Genomic DNA, 19,325 nt, shown 5'->3' with positions numbered 1-19,325 from the left:
TCCGTATCGAACTCCTACTCCCCCTTCGCGGACCACAACACCAATGCCTGCGCCTAAATAATCAGCAGACATTCGCAAGCAGTATGGCCAGTGTCCGCTTTTGGAGATCGGCGAACGCAGTGTTAGCGCCCGACATGGGGGCGCGAAGCGGCCATTCGCGATGCCGTGCCCGGAGGGCCACCTTGGGTCAACTCCTGCCGTGGTAGCCGGTCACGGTCGGTCGTATGTCGTCCGAGTGCCACATCGCGCGGACATGACCATGGCGAAACCCCGCCCACCGGAGGCGGGGCTCCTCGGTCGGGCCGGGATCAGTCGGCCGCGCGGCGGGACCAGATGAGGGCGAACTCGCCCTGGGTCTCGGTCTCCACCAGACTCGCATAGATCGGAGCCGGGAAGCTCGGGTCGTCGAGTTTGACGGAGAGGTAGTCGCGGCCCTCGCGGGAGCGATTCTTCCACGCCGCCCCGAATTCGATGGTGTCGCCGGCGAAGATGCGGAAGTCCGGCCCCTTGTTGTTGTCGCCCTCGGCGGGAAGGAACTCCACCGCCTTGACGTTGAGGCTCAGGGTGTTGACCGTGCCCTTGAAGCCCTTGGGGGTGGCGGTGAACGTGCCGATGGTGGCCATTGTGGTGGTTCCCTTGCTGGTCGGGCCGTGCCGATCGCGGCCTCGATGAGGGGCGCCCGACCGGGGACGATCGGCCCGCAATGGCCGGCGAGGACTTTCTTGCCTCGCGCTGCAAAGCCGGCCCTGGCCGGCGGCGGAAGAAAGCCGCAGGCGGACGTTGCGGGTTCAAGATCGAGGCGATGCTTCAGCGGCGCTGGTCTTCGGTCAGACCCAGACCAATCGAGGTCGTGATGGACGCGGCGTGAAACTGGCATAGGGAAGGAAGCGCGCGATGGCGATCGTCGGTGCTGCACGCTCACGTCGTGACCATGAGGGGGCTTCGTCAAAAGGGTCGGGCAAAGCCCTCGGCCGCGGCAGCGAGGTGAACCGTTCGCAGTTCTCCCGCAGGGGACAACCAGGACAAGGGGTTTGCGACCGGAATGTCGTCGATGGCCGGCGCTACCGGGTTCAAGGTGGCATTCGGAGGAATAACAGCGTTGCCGCGTGGGTCGAAGCTGCATCGCCTGTTCAAGTCGCATCGCGAACCGGGCTTCTTCGCGCCGTTCGCTCGGGAGCGGGCCTGCGGGAGACAGAGGGCGGATTCCTGTGCCCCTTCCCCGCCATCGTCTGAGCCCGGCGCCACGAGGAGTCGCGCTGCAGGCGGGGCTTCATCCGGGGGAGATGTCCGCCACCGCCCTTGGCGTCCGGGATCGCAACCGAAGGCGGAGACCCGCAGGGGCTCCGGAAGCTGCCCTTTGCGGCGCGTAGAGCCCGGCCCGCCGGGCGACGCCCCAAAAACCTTTGGCTGCGTGTGGCCTCCGTCCTGTGCAGTCATCGGCGCGGCGGATCATAGCGGATCGGTCAGCCGCGCCGCCGCGCAAGGGCGGTGCATGCGCCGCCGGCGCGGCAGAAGACCATCCACCAGAGAGGAGACGACATGCGCCGGTCACGCGTGGACGACGGCATAGCCCGTGACGGTGGCCGGCGCGGCGAAAATCACAGCGACGGCGAGGCGCACGAATGGAGCGCGCACGTTCGCGAACAGGAATGTCAGGATGCCGAAGGAGGCTCCGCCTGAGATGACTCCGTCGATGCCTGCACCGACGGATCCAGTCCCGGTGCCGTGGGCGAAACGGGCAGCGGCAAGGCCAGCATGACGGGCAAGCGCGAAGGTCGCGAGCCGATAGGTGAGGATGCACAATGCAGCAATCAGAGCCACGGGCAGGGCAATGACGGCGATCATGGCGTCGGCCTCCTTCCGATGGGGACGCTCCGGCACCACAGTAGCCGAGGCGTCGGAGCGCGGCTTCGGGCGACGATCTCGTGACCATCGTTCCGGCTATCGGGCGCTCGAGGTCTCCGGCCGTGCCGTGCGAACGGCCGGAACATCGACGGCTTCCGAGGGCGATTGGCCGGGGTCACCGCTGCAGCCCAGGCCGTCGCGGCTATTCGGCAGCGTCGGCGCAGGCCTCGTCCTGCGGCGTGTCCAGCCATTGGGGCCGTTCCGTCCGCAGGACGGTGGGGAGCCATCCGGTGCCGGCGAGAAGCTGCTCGGTGTCTTCCGCCATCGCCTACTTCTCAGCCGCCGCACCGGCTGCCGGTTCAACCGTTGCACCGCCTCCGTCCACAATGCTGCGGATGTCCGCATCCGCAGCCACTTCCGCCGTCATCGCGTCGGTCTTCGCCTTCCTCACGGCCCTAGCCATAGTTCCGATCCCTTCTTCGTCGATGCCAGAGGCATGTCCCCAGACATGGCTCCCCGAGACGCGTGAGCGCGCGACGGAGAGGTGGCGGCCGCGCGCGAGCATGGCCTGGGCTGCGCGGCGAACGGGGCGGATCGGACGGATTGGGGCTGTGGCGGCTATATCCCGCCCTGAGAGCGTGCGGCCCAGCCATGAGCAGGCGGCGGTCGCGGGGGAGAGGGGGCCAAGATCATCTGTCCCCGGGTGGGGCGATGGCGATGAGCTGCCGGACGGTCATCCACTCTCCCCATGGCACTCGACCAACGAATTCCTGTCGAAGCGGCGACAGCGTAAACGGGGAGTCAAAATGTCGCGGCGCGTCGACCCCACCATCGGGCCGGATTTCCGCAGACTAAACCGCAGACTAATTTGTTTTTCTAGTCTGCGCTAAATCTCTAAGTGATTGATTTAAAGGCATACTGTGGAGGCTCGAACTCCAGACCCCCAGATTCGCAGGAACCGGGTTCTGAGTTGGTCCCGACAATATGCCGAACCTCCCCGTGGTGGCTGAAGGACTAGAGAAAGCCACCACGGGGCTCACCGACCCCCTGGTCAGGGCATGAGAAGGCGGCTCGGCCTTGAGACCCTCAATAGAGGGCAGGCACATTAACTATCGCGCGCATCGCGCAATCAAACAATACTTCGCACACAGATGAATCGATCTTGCTTCGGCCAAACCGCAAGGAGGTTTGGCGCCGGCGTTTCCAGGCGCCGGCGCGATCCGCTGGCGGATCGGAAGGAGTAGGATCGGGCGGCGCCAGGAGGCGGCGCGCTGCTCCTCCGGCTCCTCGGTGTCATCCTCGGTCGCCTGACCGCCCGGCTGAAGCCCGTGCAGGAAGGCAACGGCCTGCTCCGCATGGCTTGCCGCCTGGAAGACCGCCCGCTTGTCGCCTTTGAGCACCTTCAGCCAATCGTCGATATCTGCGGCGGCGTCGTCACGGGGATCGATCGCAAGGCCGAGGTCCGCCGCGAGAAAAGCACTGCCAAGCTCCTCGCGCGCATAGCCCGCGTCACCATGGGTCTTGCGACCAAGGTCACGCTTCAGTCAGCTCAGCTGGCGGGTCCAGTGGACGCATTCATGGGCGAACGTCGTGGCATGGGCTTCGGCCGACACGAACGCGGCAAACGGCAGCATCCGGATCATGTCTTCGTCGAGCCGGTAGAATGCGCGGTTGTCGCCCTCTCGAATATCGGCCCCGAGGTTCGCGAAGAACGCATCAACCTCGGCCAGCCGCTCAAGCGGCGCCTTCGGTTCGGCCGGCTGCGCCTGCCCATAAAAGTGATCGGGCAACCCGTCGATCTGGTCGGCGCAAAACACGGAATAGCTCTTCATGAAGGGAATCCGCTGCTCGATCTCCTCGCCCGCCTCGGTCTCGACGGTGCGTTCAATGGCATTCGCATAGACGACAAGGGCGGATTTCTCCCCCTTGCGCACTTGGGTGCCGAGCTGCTGGGCCCATTACGGTAGCCGCCCCGCCCCCGGTTACCACAGGCTGCGGCCGTACCTACGGCGCCAGGTGGAAGGCGCGGTCCGGCCTTCGCCTACTTCGCCCCACCTACGGCGGGATGGTAAACGGGGACGGCACGGGAGTCATTGCGAGGCCGCCTTCGGCGGCGAGAAATGCCATGGTGCTCGGGGAGCGGAAGGCGTGGGTCCTCGCCATGCTCGCGGCTCGCCGCTACGCGTGGCTCCAGTCCCGGCCTACGGCCGCCCCTATCCGCCCCCCGAGCACCATGGCCGGCTGAAAGCTGTCGGGACGAGGGCCGTCGTCCCTCGCTCCGCTCGTCATGTTCTCCGGCCTGCGGTGCGTCGAACAAGCGGCGGGTGTCCCTCAGTGGTCATCGAACTGCGAGCGTTCCACATAGACGCCCGCCGCCAGTGCGACGGGCAAGCCAGCCATCGGCAAATCGAAGGGTGATCCAAATTGCTGCGACGATGGCGATGCCGATTGCGATCGTGGACACCACATGCATGAGCCGCTCGGACATCGTCTCTCCAATCGGTCATAGTCCACATTGGTCGGCCAGGAGGTGACGTCGAGCCGCTGGATGGCCTCGTTGAGGTGCTTCAGCGCCTCACGCAGCGCGGCGCGCTGCGCAGCAGGGGCATCATAGACGCCGTAGCCTTTGACAATCCGTCCACTGAAGCCCGGCTGCAAGAGGTCAAGGGCCTTCCCGACCATGTCCTGCACCAGATCGGTCGCGGCTATTGCATCTTTCAATTTGCGTTTCACGGATATGACCACCTGCCTTTGCCTTGTGTTGTTCACCACGGCCTGTAGTATATTATAAATGAACGTTTTTGCGATACATCTGACTGACCCCGCGCGGCCACGGCGCGCTGGCGGGTCCTGTCTCTCAAAACTGCCTATCCTGTGACGAGTTTTGGGAAGCTGTGATGAGCTTGGTCGGCTATGCGCGCGTTTCGACGCGCGACCAGACGGTCGCCTCGCAACTCGACGCGCTGCGTCGGTGCGGGTGTGACCGGATCTTTGAGGAAAGCGCGTCGGGAGCGGCGCGGGACCGGCCCAAGCTCGCGGCGGCTCTCGACTATCTGCGACCAGGCGACACGCTGGTGGTGTGGCGGCTGGATCGGCTCGCCCGCTCGCTGAAGCAGCTTCTCGAAACTGTGGAGGATTTGGAGGCCCTGGGCATCGGATTTAGGTCCTTGACCGAGGCGATAGACACCACCACGGCCGGCGGCCGGCAGGTATTTCAGATCTTCGGGGCTTTGGCTGAGCTCGAGCGGGGGGGCATCCGAGAGCGCACGCGAGCTGGACTCGACGCGGCGAAGGCGCGCGGCCGGTTTGGCGGCCGGCCGCGGAAACTCAGCGCCGCCGACGTGAAGGCGGCGCAGGCGATGCTCGCCGACCCGGAGATCACGGTTGCCGATATTGCGGCCCGCCTCGGGGTCTCGGTCTCGACCCTTTACCGGCATGTGCCGGCGGCACGGGCGCCGGCACAATCAACTCCCCAATGAGGCGGCTCTCCATGGATAGCGTCACGCTCATAGCGCCAACACACCACGAATGGCGACAACGATTTGCACATCATGCAACACGTCTTATGACGATACTTCCTGATGCAAAAATAGAGCACATCGGAAGCACGTCTCTTGGCTTTATATACGCCAAGGATGTGGTCGACATAATGGTTGGAGTAGCACCAATTGCAATAACGGAATCGAGCTGCCTGCTTGTCCGAAATGAGTACATCTCGGAAGGTGACACACCCAAGCACGCATGGCTTTGCTGGCCCGACAACATTTGCCGAAAAGTGGTTGTGCACATCCTTGAATATCAAGGAAAACAATGGTTCGATAGAATACTATTCCGCGACTATCTTTCAACACATCGTAATGTTGCTATGGAGTACGAGGCGCTAAAAACAGCCCTTGCAGCAGGCAAGCCAACATGGACCGATTACACGAGCCAAAAATCAACTTTCGTATCAGATATTGTCAGAAAGGCTCGGTCTATGACAGACAATTAAGCGGACACCGCGACCCAAATATTACGCTGATCGCGGCATCCGGTCACGTATGTGTCAGCCGGCCTTGGGGCGGGTCTCGAAACGAATGTTCTCGTAGTTCATGGCGACGTTCCGATCGGCGTCGTCGAGCTTCTGAATGTCGAAGGGAACGATCTCCCCGCTGTGCAGCACCTTGTAATCGCTGGACGAGATAATCGTGTCCGGGGTGGTGAAGCTCCCCATATAATTCTTGTGCGCCGCCCCGCGGAACGCGGTCCGATGCTGCATGAAATAGGCGAGATCCAGGAAGCCGACCATGAACGCGATATTGAGGCCTTCCGCGGCCCCGATATCCCATTTCCACATCGCATGAAACTTCTTTCGGATCGCCTGGTCCGACTCCCAAAGCGCATGCTTCAGGCGTTCGAACGCGGCTTCATCGGCGAGGGTGAACTCGCAGATGGTCAGGTAATTGACGAACCTTTCGCCGAACACGCAGCTCGACCCGAGCGTGAAAATGTCATACGCGGGATACTTCCCGCGAAAGAAATCCAGCTCCGTCAGGAACAAGTCCTCAAGCGGGGGCCGGGTGCTCTGGCCGTAGACATGCTTCATGGTCTCGGGGATATACTCGAACCCCTTGGAGATACAGAGCAACTGCTGCTGAGCGTCTTCGGCGACGACCACGGTGTATTCGATTTCGGGAGCAACTGATGCAAGCGCCATATCGATAATCTCCCACTACCCGTGATTGGGCTATATAACGGTGTTATTCAGCGCATGTAGAGTCAAGCCAAAAATGACGCTTCAACTGCCAGGCTTAGGCGACATATATCGACTAAATCCAACGGATGGTAACAATGTAGGCTTCTGATGTCTGTAAACGTTCTCTGAAACAGAGGCCACAGACATTATATTCCCCCTTGTTCCGGCGACTGGGACAATCAAGGCGTCAATGAGATGTGGCCGTCAGGCCGCCCCACCCTTCTTGCGCTCCTCGAGAAGTATGCGCAGCTCGAGAAGCGTCGGCCGGTAGGGCTCGATCGGGTTGCCGCTGTAGGCGTTTGCTTCACGCCGGGCCTCGTCGAGCTCGTCGCTGGTCCAGTTCCGGGAGCAGTGGGCGATGTTCAGCACCCGGTCGGCCCACTGCTCCCATTCGTGTGAGGAAAGAGGGTACCGGTCCGTTAGGACCGGCGCTCCCTGTTGAGGAAGTGGTTGCCGATCACCGCGTAGAGGCTGTCGTCATCCTGGCCCGGGTAGCGGCCCATGTTGGCGAACCATCGGCCGTGACCGGAGGCGAGCGTGATGGCGTAGTAGGGCTCGCCCTTGGCATTGGTCCGCTGCCAGATGCCTCCGACTTCGATCTGGCGCCCGCGCGGGCTCTTGGCGTAGAGCCGGAAGACCGGGGCCTTCTCATTTTCGCTGTGCATGGCGACGCCGGTGATGTCGATGTCGAAGGAGAGGGTGGCGATGTTGCCGGTGAGCTTGTCACCGTCGATTTTGATGAAGTTCGTGAGGGTCTCGGTCATCGTCGTGCTCCATGTGTTCGGTCTTGCCGATGGGAGCGATCAAAGAGCGGGTAAGGCGGACGCCTCACCGGAACGGCCGTAGCGCAGCGAAGGACCGAAGCCCGGGACGATTTTGCTCCGCGAGGAGCGCCCTAGGCGCGGGGAAGTATCGTTCTGAGCGAGGTTGAGGCGGCTGACGCCGCTCTTAGCTTCCAATTATCGGCTGATCGACAACACATGGACCAACACACGCCGACTGGCCCGGACTTTCATCCCGCCGGCGACATCAGGTCCGGCCTTGCCCAAGGCCCCACCATCGTTCGAGGCTGCGTTTTGGCGTGGGCAGAGCGAACTGTTGGCACCCTCGGTCGTGCGCCGGAAAGAGAGCCTGGGCGGGCGTGATCCAACCTCGGGAATCTTGGCGGGATATCCAAAAAGAGATATTATAATATCCGTGAAAGGATATCCCATGGCGCTGTACATCAAAGATCCTGAGGTCGATGCGCTCGCGAACGAACTGCAACGTCTGGCGGGCGCTCCGACGAAGGCTGCGGCGGTGAAGGCCGCCTTAAAGAGCGCGATTGCGCGGACCAAGGACATGCTACCTATACGCGAGCGACTTGCCAAGACGCTGGCGATGGCACGAGAGGCGGGACCTTTCGCGCCGGGCGATCACAAGCGGGACACGGATGAGCTTTGGGGGGAAGACTGATGCTGTTTGTCGATGCGTCGGTGATCGTGGCGATCGTCCAGGGCGAGGATGATGCGGAGGAGCTGATGGAGCGTCTCGATGCCGCCGGCGGCCCGTATTACGTCTCGGCCGTGGTACGCATGGAGGCCTCGCTGTCGCTGGCACGGCGCCTTGCGGAGGCCCGCCGGCGTGAAGGCCCGGCGACGGCGGACCTGGTGCGTCAGGCGCGCGCCCTGGTCGATCAGTTCATCAACGACGTGGAAGCGCGCGAAGTATCGATCAGCGGCGACATTGGGGTGAAGGCGCTCGATGCGGCGCAGGTCTACGGGAAGATCGTGGGGCATCCGGCGCAGCTCAACATGGGCGACTGCTTCGCCTATGCGTGCGCGCGGGGTTACCGGGTGGCGTTGGCCTATAAGGGCAATGACTTCTCCCACACGGATATCGGCTGGTAAGCCGGCCGAAGCGGGGGAGGTCGGGAGGGGTCTCCCCTCCCGACGCGGCGGCGCGGGTCGATCCGGCGCCGCCGCGACCGGAGCCTCTGGCCTGGGCGCCATCTTGGAAACGGGGGCACGGTGGCTTATATTATCGGAGTGGGCCGGCGGGTTTCCCCGCCGGCCCTGGGCCTAGATGATGAATTGGACCCGGATCGTCACTCGCCAGAGCGTCCGGGTCTTTTTCACGTCTAGGGTGATGCTAAGTGGCAGAAACCACATGCCATCACCTCCGCTTTGAGGGCGAGGCCGTCGCCTCGGTCGGGGTGGTCTATCCTCCCTAATGGCGCCGCTGGCTCGGCGCCGGCTGCTTCCGCCCTCAAATCTCACATCTCTATGGATCACGGCGCCGGTAAAGGAAGCACCAAGGCCGGCGCCCTCTCTCACAGCAACGCCAGTTGCTCGGCGGGCCGGCTCGGGGCGAGGCTGGGCACCGGCAGGGCGGCGCGGCGTTCACGCTCGGCCTGCATCTGAGCGCGGGCCTCGGCAAAATCGAACGTCACGATCTCGCAACGCGGCGCGCCGTCCTTCCACTCGTCTTGATAAAATGTCGTGTCCACACCCACGCCCGCATCCATGCAAAAGCCGGTCGCGGCCTCGAAGTCCACGCCCTTGCCGTGCTTGACACGGTCGAAATAGGGGGCGCCGGAGTAGCGGAAAGAAGCCGACTGCTGCGGCACGATGAAGGCGCCGCAATCGGCAAGCTCGGCGGCGATGTCGATCACATGGAACTCGAAGTCAGCGCCCTTGTATCGCGGGGCGTTGCCGGAGCGCTTCACGCGGCCGAACGGGGGATTTGCCATCGCATAGTTGAAGCGACCGAGGTCGAGGCTGCGCCAGTCGAACACGTCGGCGTTGATCCATCGCGCCTCGGGCACCACCTTGCGCCCAACCTCGGCATATCGGGGGTTGATCTCGACGCACACGATTTCGGCGGCCTGGTGCTGCGCGAAGAAGCTCAAGGCGCCGATGCCGGCGCAAAGGTCGATGATCCGGCCGGAACCGATCTCAAGGGCGAAGTCGCGCGCGAGGCCCCACGGGGTGAAGAAGGCGCCGGCCGCGCCGTTGATGTGGTTGGCGCCCTCGTGCCAGTTCTCAAGCACGAAAAGCCGCTCGTCCTCGTTCAGCCGGTCCTTTGTCAAGATCGCCTCGGCCTCGGCGTGGGCCTTGCGCTGTGCTTTGGTGAGCTTTGCCATGGTGGTTCCCCTTTTTTCCTCGAGCCGCGAAGCAGGCTGCGTCCTGCTTCCCGAGTTCGCGCGGAGCAGCGGGGGCTTGGGGGCAAGGGGGATGATGACGGGGGGGACCACCCACCCTGTGGGCGGCGCCTTGGCGCTGGCATGGCAGGCCCGCAGGGCCGAATGCTGGGGGGTGGCGTCATCCCCCTTGCTGGGGATAGGGGGCAGCGCCCCCATTCCCCGCGAATGCGAGGACAGGGGCGCGCGAGCGCGCCGGCATCCTGGATCTTGCGGAGGAGAGGCGAGAGGGTAGCGCAGCGCGCCCTTTCGCGGCGGTCCGGGTTGCGGTCGATCCGCAACCCGGCTGCGGCCGGCGGCCGAGAAGGGCGCCTATTGGCGCCGGTCCTTTCCCCATTCCGTGGTGATGGTGAGCTCGGCCTCGAAGATTGCGACGTCACTTGGGCGGATCGGAGCAGGCCCTGCGGGTTGTAGGGCCTGCGAGAACCGGCAAGCTCCGTCACAACGAAGACGCTACCGGCAGGGTGGCCTGATAGCGCCGCCGTTCGTGCATCTGAATCGTGTGAGGGATCTTCACCGACGCCCTGGGCGCTGTTGCCGGCTGGGGCGCGCTCGAAGTCGCCGGCGGATCGCCGGCAGGCGCGAGACATGAAGATAGGGAAGGACGGGCGCAGCGAGGCGCGCCGTGAGCTGGTTCGGGACGGTCATCCACTCTCCCCCATGGCACTCGACCAACGAATTCCTGTCGAAGCGGTGACAGCGTAAAGGGGGAGTCAAAATGTCGCGGCGCGTCGACCCCACCATCGGGCCGGATTTCCGCAGACTAAACCGCAGACTAATTTGTTTTTCTAGTCTGCGGAAAATTTCTAAGTGCTTGATTTAGATGGCGCGCCGGGGAAGATTCGAACTCCCGACCCCCAGATTCGTAGTCTGGTGCTCTATCCAGCTGAGCTACCGGCGCATCATCCCCGTTCAGGTTCGGCTCGAACGGCGCGAACTGGAGGTTGGAGCCTCCTGGGGACCCCCAGCGGATCTCTCCGCCGGCGAGGTCCGTCTGCTACGCCCATTCGCTCCGGTGCGCAAGCGCCAAACGAAATTTCCCCGCTCAAATGCCGCCAAGCTGTGGATAACAGCCCCGCTCAGGCCCGCAGCCGCTCGCGACGCTGGCGGCCCTCTTCCGCAAGATCAGGAAGGGTGATGCGGAAGGCGGTGCCCACCGCGGAGTCGATGAGCTGGATCTCGCCGCCATGGGCGCGCACCAGCTCTGCGGCGATGGGCAGCCCCAGCCCCGTGCCGCCGCGCCGCGCTGAGGACACGAACGCCTCGAACAGGTGCCCCCGCCGCTCGGGCGGAATGCCCGGCCCGGTATCCGCCAACTCGATCTGCACCGTGGTGCCGAGGCGCTTGCCCTTGATGCGGATCTGGTCGCGTTCGGGATCGAGTGGCGCACGCGCCTCAAGCGCCTGCATGGCATTGCGGCCGAGATTGAGGATGACCCGGAACAACTGGTCCGGATCGGCATCCACCCTCAGGCCCGGCTCAAGGGACACCACCCAGCCGATTCCCGCCCCGCCGCCCAGTCCCAGGGTCTCGCGCACCTCGTCGAGGAGATGGGCAAGGTCCACGTCGCGCCGGTCCGGCAGCGGCTCCATGGCGCGGCCATAGGACAGGGTCTGCTCGCAATAGGTGATCGCGCGATCCAGCGCCGCCAGCAGCTTGGGGGCGAAGCGCTGCACCGTCGGGTCCGGCAGCCCCGCCAGACGGTCGGAGAGCAGCTGCGCGGAGGCCAGAAGATTGCGCAAATCATGATTGATCTTGGAAACCGCGAGGCCCAGCGCCGCCAAGTGGCTTTTCTGGCTCAAGGTCTGCACCAGCGCCCGCTGCAATTCCTCCAGCGTCTCCTCGGCGGTGCCGATCTCGTCGCGCCGGCCGCTCGGCACGATGATGCGGGAGGCATCCTCCGGATTCTCGCGGAAGGCCGACATGCGCTCCGTCAGGCGCCGCATGGGGCGCACGAACAGCGCATTGAGGCTGAAATAGACGAGCGCGCCGGCCGCCCCCGCCACCAGCAGCGAAACCAGCAGCGTGGTGATGGTGAAGCGCAGCAACGCCCGCTTCAGCGGCGTCTCGGAGAGCACAATCTCGATGAAATCGGCCCCCGAGGGCGGATCACCCACCACCCGCAGCATGCGGCCCTTGGGCGCCGTCAGCGTGTCCAGCGCCCCGTAGACCGCCCCCAGCAGGGTCACGTCGCGCATGTCCAGGTGCTCGTCCACCTGCGGCGGCATGTCGGAGACGGCCAGCAGGCGGCGCGTGTCCTCCCGCTTCACCACGATCACCTTGGCGCCCACGCTGCCCAGGAGCTGGCGGGTGAGATCCATGGGAATGCTGTCCTGCGGGGCGGCGTCCAGCACCAGGGCCGCGGTGCGAGCGGCGGCGAGGCGATCCGAAAGCCAGGCAATGCGGAAGTTGGCGATGGTGGGCACGAGCACAGCCGCTTCCACCGCAGCGACCACGATCACCGTCAGCGCCAGCAGCTTGGCCGACAGGCTGAAACGGCGCCGACGGGCAGGCTGCGGATTCGTCGCGGGCTGGTCGGCTCTCGAAGCGAACATGGCACCTTGGGCAAGACGCCCGTCCCCGGCTTCCGCGCACCGCGCGCGGAAATGTGAACGCTAGAGATAAGCGGAGTGGCGCCCAGGCGCTAGACCACAATCCGCGCAGATTGAAACGATCGGCGCCCGGCAGCGTGGTCCAAAGTCGATGAAAGAGAAGAGGTTGTGCAGCAAGATCACAACGCGCTCAAAGCGGCGCACGCGGCCGCGCGGGTCCTTTTGGGGTAGCGGCGGTAACTTGCGCTTCTCTACCAGAATGGAACGAAAACGCGGGATGTCTCCAGGCCGTGGCCCTTGAGCGTCATTCCTCTTCGCCGAAGCGCTCGGCCACCAGGGTCGTCAGCGCGTCGAGCACCGCCTCGGCGGCCGCCCCCTGGGCGGTGACGGTAACCGACGTGCCCGGCGAGGCCGCCAGCATCATCAGCCCCATGATGGAATTGCCACAGACCTCCTCGCCGCCACGGCATACGCTGACCTTGGCATCATACTGCTCGACGGTCTGAACGAATTTGGCGGAGGCGCGGGCGTGCAAGCCGCGCTTATTGATGATGGGCAGCACCCGCACCAGCGCATCGGCGGCGATGGGATGGCCACAGGCCAGCCCCGCCTCTTCCATGAGGGCGGGATCGAAGGCGCTATTTGCCGGCGAGGACGCGGCTTGCGACATTGATGTATTTCCTGCCTGCTTCCTGGGCCACGTCCACGGCCTCCGCCAGCGGCAGCTCGCCCCGCACCTTGGCGAGCTTCACCAGCATGGGCAGGTTGATGCCCGCCACCACTTCCACGTCCGGCGTGTTCATGACCGAGATGGCGAGGTTGGAAGGTGTGCCACCGAACATGTCGGTGAGGATGACCACACCGTCGCCGGAGCGGACACGCTCCACGGCGTCGATGATGTCGCGTCGGCGACGCTCCATGTCGTCCTCCGGCCCGATGGTCACGGTGGCGATCTGGTTTTGAGGCCCCATGACGTGCTCTAGCGCTGAGCAGAACTCATCGGCGAGGCGACCATGGGTGACGAGGACAAGACCGATCATGCTTCCTCCGCCCTCATCCCCCGATGAAGGCCTCCCGCATCGCGGGGAACACCATATTCAGAGCGGCTCAAAAATTACGCAAGGGGTGCAACGCACAAAAGCAGATTTAGTTTTCGTAAGGTTCACAAGAGAGCGCCGCGGCCACCAACAATGCTGCGGTTTCAATGCGCTCGGGGGCGATGCGCGGGAGCGCGCAGCCAGAGATGAGAACGGTTTGCGCCTCTTCCGGCGGCAGGCGTGCCGCATCGGCAGCCTGAAGATCCACCACCAGGGACAGCGACACCCTGTCGCGATGGGGCAGCCGGCGCAACCCCAGCCCGCGCACCTCGATCAGCCCGGCGAGGACCGGGACCGGCCGCGCCACCAGCGCGCCCGCCTCCACCGCCAGGAGCACCCGGTCATCCGCCACCAGTTCCGCCGGCTCCAGCACCCGCGGCGCGTCGAGGATGAGGGAGAGCGCCAGCGTTGACTTTCCAGCCCCCGAGGCGCCCCGGATCAGTACCCCCCGCCCGCCGATGGCGACGCAGCTCGCATGGATCGAGGGAGGCTCGGCCATGGCGCCTCAGCCCGCCGGCAGGCGTACGAGGAAGCGCGCGCCGGCCACCCTCTCCTCACCGTCCGCCCCCTTCGTCATGCGGTTTTCCGCCCAGATTTGCCCGCCATGGGCCTCAATGATCTGCTTGGAGATGGAGAGGCCCAGACCGGAATTCTGGCCGAAGCCCTGGTGGGGCCGGTCGGTGTAGAAGCGCTCGAAGATGCGCGAGAGGGCGTCGGGCTGGATGCCGGGGCCGTCATCGTCGACGATGATCTCAATCGCATCCTTCAGGTGGCGGCAGGTGACGCGCACTTCCCCGCCCTTGGGCGAGAAGGAGCGGGCATTGGACACCAGATTGTCCACCACCTGCCCCAGCCGCGAGGCATGCCCCGGCACCACGAACGAGGCAGACGCGCCGGACGCCCGCTCGAAGGCCAGGGAGACGCGCACGCCATCGTCCTTGCGCACGTCCTGGGCCATGCCCACCACCATTTCCATGAGCTGCTTCAGGTCCACCGCCACCGCTTCCTGGCGCTGGAGCTCGGCATCGAGGCGGCTGGCGTCGGAAATGTCGGAGATCAGGCGGTCGAGCCGCTTTACGTCGTGCTGGATCACCTCCAGCAGGCGGGTGCGGGAATTGTCGGTCTTGGCCAGCGGCAGGGTTTCCACCGCGCTGCGCAGGGAGGTGAGCGGGTTCTTCAGCTCGTGCGCTACGTCGGCCGCGAAGCTTTCGATGGCCTCGATGCGATTGTAGAGCGCGCGCGTCATGTCCCGCAGCGCGCCGGACAGATGGCCGATCTCGTCGGAACGGGAGGTGAAATCGGGGATTTCCACCCGTGTCTTGATGCGCCGGCGCACCCGCTCGGCCGCCGCCGCCAGCTTGCGCACCGGGCCGGCGATGGTGCCGGCCAGCAGCACCGAGAGCAGCACCATCACCCCCGCCGCCACCAGGAACACGCGCACGATCACGAACCGCTCGGCGCGCACCGCCTCGTCGATCTCGCCGCCCTGGGTGGAGAGCAGCAGCACGCCGAGGATGGCGCGGAAGCGCTGGATGGGCACCGCCACCGAAACCACCACCCGGCCGCGCTCGTCCACCCGCACCTCGCTTGCCTTGCCGCCCAAAGCGGCAGTCGCGACCTCCGGATAGTTCTTGCCGGCCTGGGGGCCATATTCCTTGTAGAGCGGCAGGTCACCCCGGCCGAACCAGAGCTGGATGGCCCGCCACAGGCGCTCCATCGGCCCCGGCCGCGGCTCGGTGGGGGACGGCAGGTCGAAGCGCAGGATCTCACCGCGCGAATAGAGCGAGCGGGAATCGAGCAGCAGCTGCCCGTCGCGGTCATAGATGCGGGCGCGGGTGCGGGTGGGGCCCACCAGGCGCCGCAGCACCGGCGCCACCCGCTCCGGATTGATGGGGAATTCGAGCGGCGCGAAGCCTTCCTCGCCGGGGCCGTAGCTTTCGCCCGCCTGCAGCTCCAGGAGCCGTTCCGGGTCCACGGTGATGGAATTGGTCTCCACCTGGGCCGAGGAGGCGATGGCGGCGGCGATGATCTCGCCCTGCACCAGAAGGCTCTGGATGCGCGCGTCGATGAGGCCCGAGCGGAATTCGGACAGATAGAGGATGCCGGAAACCAGCGCGCACAGGCCGGCAAGGTTCAGGAGCACGATGCGCTGGGTGAGGGAGGAGAAGCTCTTGACCGCCACGAAGCGGCGCAGCCGCTTCAGCGCCCCCAGCAGCCCCGTTTCACGCTCGTTCCCCTGCCCGCGCGCCGGCGGTTCGCCCGCGCCCTCGCGATGGTCGGCTTCCATGGTCATGTGCTGATCCCGATTGCCACGGCTTCGGCGCGCGCCGCCCCCCGGCCCCGCAGCGAAGGCTCCGGGCGGGCCGCCGCGCGCCGTCAGGCCGCGAACCCGCTCATTCCTTGAAGCGGTAGCCGACGCCGTAGAGGGTCTCGATCATCTCGAAGCTCTCGTCGACGGACTTGAACTTCTTGCGCAGGCGCTTGATGTGGCTGTCGATGGTGCGGTCGTCCACATAGACCTGGTCATCATAGGCCGCGTCCATGAGGGCGTTGCGGCTCTTCACCACGCCGGGGCGCTGGGCCAGGGCCTGGAGGATGAGGAACTCGGTGACGGTCAGCGTCACCGGCTCGCCCTTCCAGGTGCAGGTGTGGCGCTCGGGGTCCATGCGCAGGTTGCCGCGCTCCAGCACCTTGGCGCTGTCCACCTCGCGCGGGGCGGTGCCGTCCTTGGCGCCGGAGCGGCGCAGCACCGCCTTCACCCGCTCCACCAGCAGGCGCTGGGAAAAGGGCTTCTTGATGAAATCGTCGGCGCCCATCTTGAGGCCGAACAATTCGTCGATCTCCTCATCCTTGGAGGTGAGGAAGATCACCGGCATGTCGGTCTTCTGGCGCAGGCGGCGCAGCAGCTCCATGCCGTCCATGCGGGGCATCTTGATGTCCAGGATGGCGAGATCCGGCGGATTGGTCTTGAAGCCGTCGAGCGCGGAGGCGCCATCGGTGTAGGTGTCGATACGATAGCCTTCCGCCTCCAGGGCGATGGACACCGAGGTGAGGATGTTGCGATCGTCGTCAACCAGGGCGATGGTGGGCATGACACCTCTTTCAGCCGTTGGGCAAGCCGGCGTTCCTGCGGCCGTAACGCGCCTGTGAACCCGTTGCGCGTGGCCAAAATGTGACACTCAAGCACCAATCGCCGCAAAATAGCGAGATTCTCGCCAGACGCAAAACCTTCCGCGACCTTCTGCGCGCGAAGCCGGTGGATGGCGGGGACGACGCCCCCCTCCCGGGCGCGGGTTCCGGCCTGCTCGGAACGGCTCCAATGTGGCCCCGGCGCCGCGCGCGGGCCTTGCGGAGCGTCCGGCCCCTCGCCATCCTCCGCCGCCGACAAGAGGGAGACGCGACCGTGACCGAACCCGCATCCGAAGCCCCGCCCGTGGCGGTGACCGCCGCCGCCACCGTCCGCCGCCTCATCCGCGAGGCGCGCTTCGGCACGCTCGCCACCCTGGACGAGGACGGCGGCCCCTATGCCTCCCTGGTGGCGGTGGCGACCGATCCGGAAGGCCGGCCGACCCTGCTCATCTCCAAGCTTGCCCGGCACACCAAGAACATCGCCCGCGACACCCGCGTGTCGCTGATGATTTCGGACGCCGGCGCCGCCGACCCGCTCAATGCGGCGCGGGCCAGCCTCATCGGCCGCATCGTGGAGGCGGGTGACCCGCTGGTGCGCGCCCGCTACCTCGCCCGCCACGAAGCCGCCACCGGCTATGCCGACTTCGCCGATTTCGGCTTCTACCGCGTGGACCTGGACCATGCCCATCTGGTCGAGGGCTTCGGCCGCATCGTGGACGTGCCCGGTGAGCAGCTGATCACCGACTGGTCCGGCGCCGACGACATCCGCGCCGCCCATGACGGGATCATCTCCCACATGAATGCGGACCATGCGGACGCCGTGGCCCTCTACGCCACCGTGCTGGCCAAGGCGCCCGAGGCGGCATGGCGCATGGTGGGCATCGACCCCGAAGGCTTCGAGATCGCATCCAGTGAGCAGGTGCGGCACCTCATCTTCCCGCAGCGCAACAACACCGTCGGCGAGATCAGGAAAAATCTTGTCTCCCTGGTGGAACAGGCCCGGAAAGCAAGCGCAGCCTGAACAGTGCGCCGCGTTTATTGTCTTTTCTTCACCAAAGTCTTCTTCTAGCCTTGTGGCGCGTGGACCAGCCCCCCGCGCCCAAGGCCGGCGCCCAAGCCGGCGAAGACAATGGATGGAGGAGACGCCGTGCTTGAGACCGGTCATCGCAACAAGGCTTGCGGCGCGGACAGCTTCGGCTTGAGGCACCTGACGGGCGTTCACTGGAACCTTCTCGAGCCGCAGCTTTACGAGCATGCCCTGGAGCGCATGGAGGCGCGGCTTTCCTCCGGCGGCGCCCTGGTGGCCGAGACCGGGGCCCATACCGGCCGCAGCCCCAAGGACAAGTTCGTGGTGCGCGACGCCACCACCGAGGATGCGGTCTGGTGGGACAATAACGGCGCCCTCTCCCCCGACCAGTTCGAGACGCTCTACCAGGACTTCCTGGGCGCGGCCGAGGGCAAGGAGCTGTATGCCCAGGACCTTTACGGCGGCGCCGACCCGGCCTGCCGTATCAAAGTACGGGTCTATACCGAGCTCGCCTGGCACTCGCTCTTCATCCGCACGCTGCTGCGCCGGCCCGAGCGGGAGGAGCTGGACGGCTTCGTGCCTGAGCTCACCGTCATCGACCTGCCCTCCTTCAAGGCCGATCCGGCCCGCCATGGCGTGCGCTCGGAAACGGTGATCGCGGTGAATCTGAGCCGTGGCATCGTGCTCATCGGCAATTCGTCCTATGCGGGCGAGATGAAGAAGTCGGTATTCACCGTCCTCAATTACCTGCTGCCCGAAAAGGGCGTCATGCCCATGCATTGCTCGGCCAATGTGGGCGCGGAGGGGGACGTCTGCCTGTTCTTCGGCCTCTCCGGCACCGGCAAGACCACCCTTTCGGCGGATGCGCGCCGCACCCTGGTGGGGGATGACGAGCACGGCTGGAGCCCGCAGGGCGTGTTCAATTTCGAGGGCGGCTGCTACGCCAAGACCATTCGCCTCTCGGCGGAGGCGGAGCCGGAAATCTTCTCCGCCGCCAACCGCTTCGGCACGGTGCTGGAGAATGTGGGGCTCGACCCCATCACCCGCATTCCCGACTTCGACGACGCCAGCCGCACCGAGAACACCCGCGCCGCCTATCCGCTGGCCTTCATCCCCAATGCCAGTGCCACCGGCCAGGCGGGCATCCCGAAGAACATCATCATGCTCACCTGCGATGCGTTCGGCGTGCTGCCGCCCATCGCGCGGCTGACGCCGGCGGAGGCCATGTATCACTTCCTGTCGGGCTACACCGCCAAGGTGGCCGGCACGGAAAAGGGGGTGAAGGACCCGGAGGCCACCTTCTCCACCTGCTTCGGCGCGCCGTTCATGCCGCGCCACCCCTCGGTCTACGGCAATCTGCTGCGCGACCTCATCGCCAGCCATGGGGTGGACTGCTGGCTGGTGAATACGGGCTGGACCGGGGGCAAATACGGCGTCGGCCGTCGCATGCCCATCAAGGTCACGCGCACCTTGCTCGCCGGCGTGCTCGACGGATCGCTGAAGGATGCGGACTTCCGCACCGATCCCTATTTCGGCTTCAAGGTGCCCACCAGCGTGCCGGGCATCGAGCCGCACGTGCTCTATCCGGCCAAGACCTGGGCGGACAAGGCCGAGTTCGACGCCACCGCGCGCCGGCTGGTGGCCATGTTCCAGGAGAATTTCGCGAAGTTCGAGAGCCATGTGGACGCCGCCGTGCGCGACGCCCAGCCTCAGGTTCGCATCGCCGCCGAGTGAGCGGCCGAACGGGCGGCGGGGCCAT

At 65.5% G+C, this 19,325-nt stretch carries 20 protein-coding genes, 1 tRNA gene and 1 pseudogene; 6 read left to right on the top strand and 16 right to left on the bottom strand.

Going from position 1 to position 19,325, the window contains the following annotated elements; translation table 11 throughout:
• Positions 1-308: 308 nt before the first annotated feature.
• From L0966_RS18150 to L0966_RS18135, 5 genes and pseudogenes are all read right to left on the bottom strand, one after another.
• Positions 309-623: a DUF736 domain-containing protein gene (locus L0966_RS18150; protein WP_234053378.1), complete on the bottom strand. Its 315-nt coding sequence runs from the start codon at positions 621-623 to the stop codon at positions 309-311.
• A gap of 925 nt (positions 624-1,548) precedes the next feature.
• Positions 1,549-1,845: a hypothetical protein gene (locus L0966_RS18145; RefSeq protein ID WP_234053377.1), complete on the bottom strand. Its 297-nt coding sequence runs from the start codon at positions 1,843-1,845 to the stop codon at positions 1,549-1,551.
• 202 nt (positions 1,846-2,047) lie between these two features.
• Positions 2,048-2,170 (bottom strand): hypothetical protein, encoded by a 123-nt coding sequence (locus L0966_RS22300; RefSeq protein WP_255684127.1) that lies wholly within the window; start codon positions 2,168-2,170, stop codon positions 2,048-2,050.
• 784 nt (positions 2,171-2,954) lie between these two features.
• A pseudogene (locus tag L0966_RS18140) lies at positions 2,955-3,779 on the bottom strand (ArdC family protein).
• A gap of 397 nt (positions 3,780-4,176) precedes the next feature.
• A complete protein-coding gene (locus L0966_RS18135) occupies positions 4,177-4,578 on the bottom strand; it encodes a hypothetical protein (RefSeq protein WP_234053376.1) in 402 nt (133 codons plus the stop codon).
• A 164-nt stretch (positions 4,579-4,742) separates the two neighbouring features.
• Between L0966_RS18135 and L0966_RS18130 the strand changes: the two genes are divergently transcribed.
• A complete protein-coding gene (locus tag L0966_RS18130) occupies positions 4,743-5,324 on the top strand; it encodes a recombinase family protein (protein ID WP_234053375.1) in 582 nt (193 codons plus the stop codon).
• A gap of 11 nt (positions 5,325-5,335) precedes the next feature.
• On the top strand, positions 5,336-5,836 hold the full coding sequence (locus L0966_RS18125) for a GrpB family protein (protein ID WP_234053374.1): 501 nt from the start codon (positions 5,336-5,338) through the stop codon (positions 5,834-5,836).
• A gap of 54 nt (positions 5,837-5,890) precedes the next feature.
• On the opposite strand, the gene L0966_RS18120 is transcribed toward L0966_RS18125, so the two are convergent.
• From L0966_RS18120 to L0966_RS18110, 3 genes are all read right to left on the bottom strand, one after another.
• Complete coding sequence (locus L0966_RS18120; protein ID WP_234053373.1) at positions 5,891-6,541, bottom strand: hypothetical protein; 651 nt, start codon at positions 6,539-6,541, stop codon at positions 5,891-5,893.
• A gap of 243 nt (positions 6,542-6,784) precedes the next feature.
• Positions 6,785-6,949 (bottom strand): hypothetical protein, encoded by a 165-nt coding sequence (locus tag L0966_RS18115; RefSeq protein ID WP_234053372.1) that lies wholly within the window; start codon positions 6,947-6,949, stop codon positions 6,785-6,787.
• Positions 6,950-6,999: 50 nt separating this feature from the next.
• Positions 7,000-7,344: a DUF736 family protein gene (locus L0966_RS18110; RefSeq protein ID WP_234053371.1), complete on the bottom strand. Its 345-nt coding sequence runs from the start codon at positions 7,342-7,344 to the stop codon at positions 7,000-7,002.
• Between the two features lie 448 nt (positions 7,345-7,792).
• Between L0966_RS18110 and L0966_RS18105 the strand changes: the two genes are divergently transcribed.
• On the top strand, positions 7,793-8,035 hold the full coding sequence (locus L0966_RS18105) for a type II toxin-antitoxin system VapB family antitoxin (protein WP_234053370.1): 243 nt from the start codon (positions 7,793-7,795) through the stop codon (positions 8,033-8,035).
• Complete coding sequence (locus L0966_RS18100; protein WP_234053369.1) at positions 8,035-8,469, top strand: type II toxin-antitoxin system VapC family toxin; 435 nt, start codon at positions 8,035-8,037, stop codon at positions 8,467-8,469. Before L0966_RS18105 ends, L0966_RS18100 begins: the two co-directional genes overlap by 1 nt.
• A 422-nt stretch (positions 8,470-8,891) precedes the next feature.
• Here L0966_RS18100 and L0966_RS18095 read toward each other — a convergent pair whose 3' ends face one another.
• The 8 genes from L0966_RS18095 to L0966_RS18060 all read right to left on the bottom strand — a co-directional run bounded on the left by L0966_RS18095 (position 8,892) and on the right by L0966_RS18060 (position 16,502).
• The gene (locus L0966_RS18095) at positions 8,892-9,704 is read right to left on the bottom strand and encodes a methyltransferase (RefSeq protein ID WP_234053368.1); all 813 of its coding nucleotides are present in this window, start codon (positions 9,702-9,704) and stop codon (positions 8,892-8,894) included.
• An 881-nt stretch (positions 9,705-10,585) separates the two neighbouring features.
• Positions 10,586-10,662 (bottom strand) — tRNA-Arg (locus L0966_RS18090).
• A 178-nt stretch (positions 10,663-10,840) separates the two neighbouring features.
• Positions 10,841-12,316 (bottom strand): ATP-binding protein, encoded by a 1,476-nt coding sequence (locus L0966_RS18085; RefSeq protein WP_234053367.1) that lies wholly within the window; start codon positions 12,314-12,316, stop codon positions 10,841-10,843.
• 301 nt (positions 12,317-12,617) lie between these two features.
• A complete protein-coding gene (locus L0966_RS18080; RefSeq protein WP_234053476.1) occupies positions 12,618-12,932 on the bottom strand; it encodes an HPr family phosphocarrier protein in 315 nt (104 codons plus the stop codon).
• Between the two features lie 19 nt (positions 12,933-12,951).
• Entirely contained in the window at positions 12,952-13,353 is a 402-nt protein-coding gene (locus L0966_RS18075; protein WP_234053366.1) for a PTS sugar transporter subunit IIA, read from the bottom strand.
• A 106-nt stretch (positions 13,354-13,459) separates the two neighbouring features.
• Positions 13,460-13,909 carry an HPr kinase/phosphorylase gene (locus L0966_RS18070; RefSeq protein WP_234053365.1) on the bottom strand — a complete coding sequence of 150 codons (450 nt, stop codon included), beginning with the start codon at positions 13,907-13,909 and terminating at the stop codon, positions 13,460-13,462.
• 6 nt (positions 13,910-13,915) lie between these two features.
• The gene (locus tag L0966_RS18065; protein ID WP_234053364.1) at positions 13,916-15,703 is read right to left on the bottom strand and encodes a sensor histidine kinase; all 1,788 of its coding nucleotides are present in this window, start codon (positions 15,701-15,703) and stop codon (positions 13,916-13,918) included.
• Positions 15,704-15,803: 100 nt separating this feature from the next.
• A complete protein-coding gene (locus L0966_RS18060) occupies positions 15,804-16,502 on the bottom strand; it encodes a response regulator transcription factor (protein ID WP_234053363.1) in 699 nt (232 codons plus the stop codon).
• 311 nt (positions 16,503-16,813) lie between these two features.
• On the opposite strand from L0966_RS18060, the gene L0966_RS18055 reads away from it, so the two are divergent.
• Positions 16,814-17,560 (top strand): DUF2470 domain-containing protein, encoded by a 747-nt coding sequence (locus tag L0966_RS18055; RefSeq protein ID WP_234053362.1) that lies wholly within the window; start codon positions 16,814-16,816, stop codon positions 17,558-17,560.
• A gap of 126 nt (positions 17,561-17,686) precedes the next feature.
• The gene (locus L0966_RS18050) at positions 17,687-19,300 is read left to right on the top strand and encodes a phosphoenolpyruvate carboxykinase (RefSeq protein ID WP_234053361.1); all 1,614 of its coding nucleotides are present in this window, start codon (positions 17,687-17,689) and stop codon (positions 19,298-19,300) included.
• Positions 19,301-19,325: the final 25 nt, after the last annotated feature.

The sequence above is a fragment of the Xanthobacter sp. NM-59 genome (assembly GCF_021401125.1).
GTDB lineage: Bacteria > Pseudomonadota > Alphaproteobacteria > Rhizobiales > Xanthobacteraceae > Xanthobacter.
The sequence above is the reverse complement of the archived record's forward strand: the minus strand, read 5'-3'. Positions and strand labels throughout refer to the sequence as shown.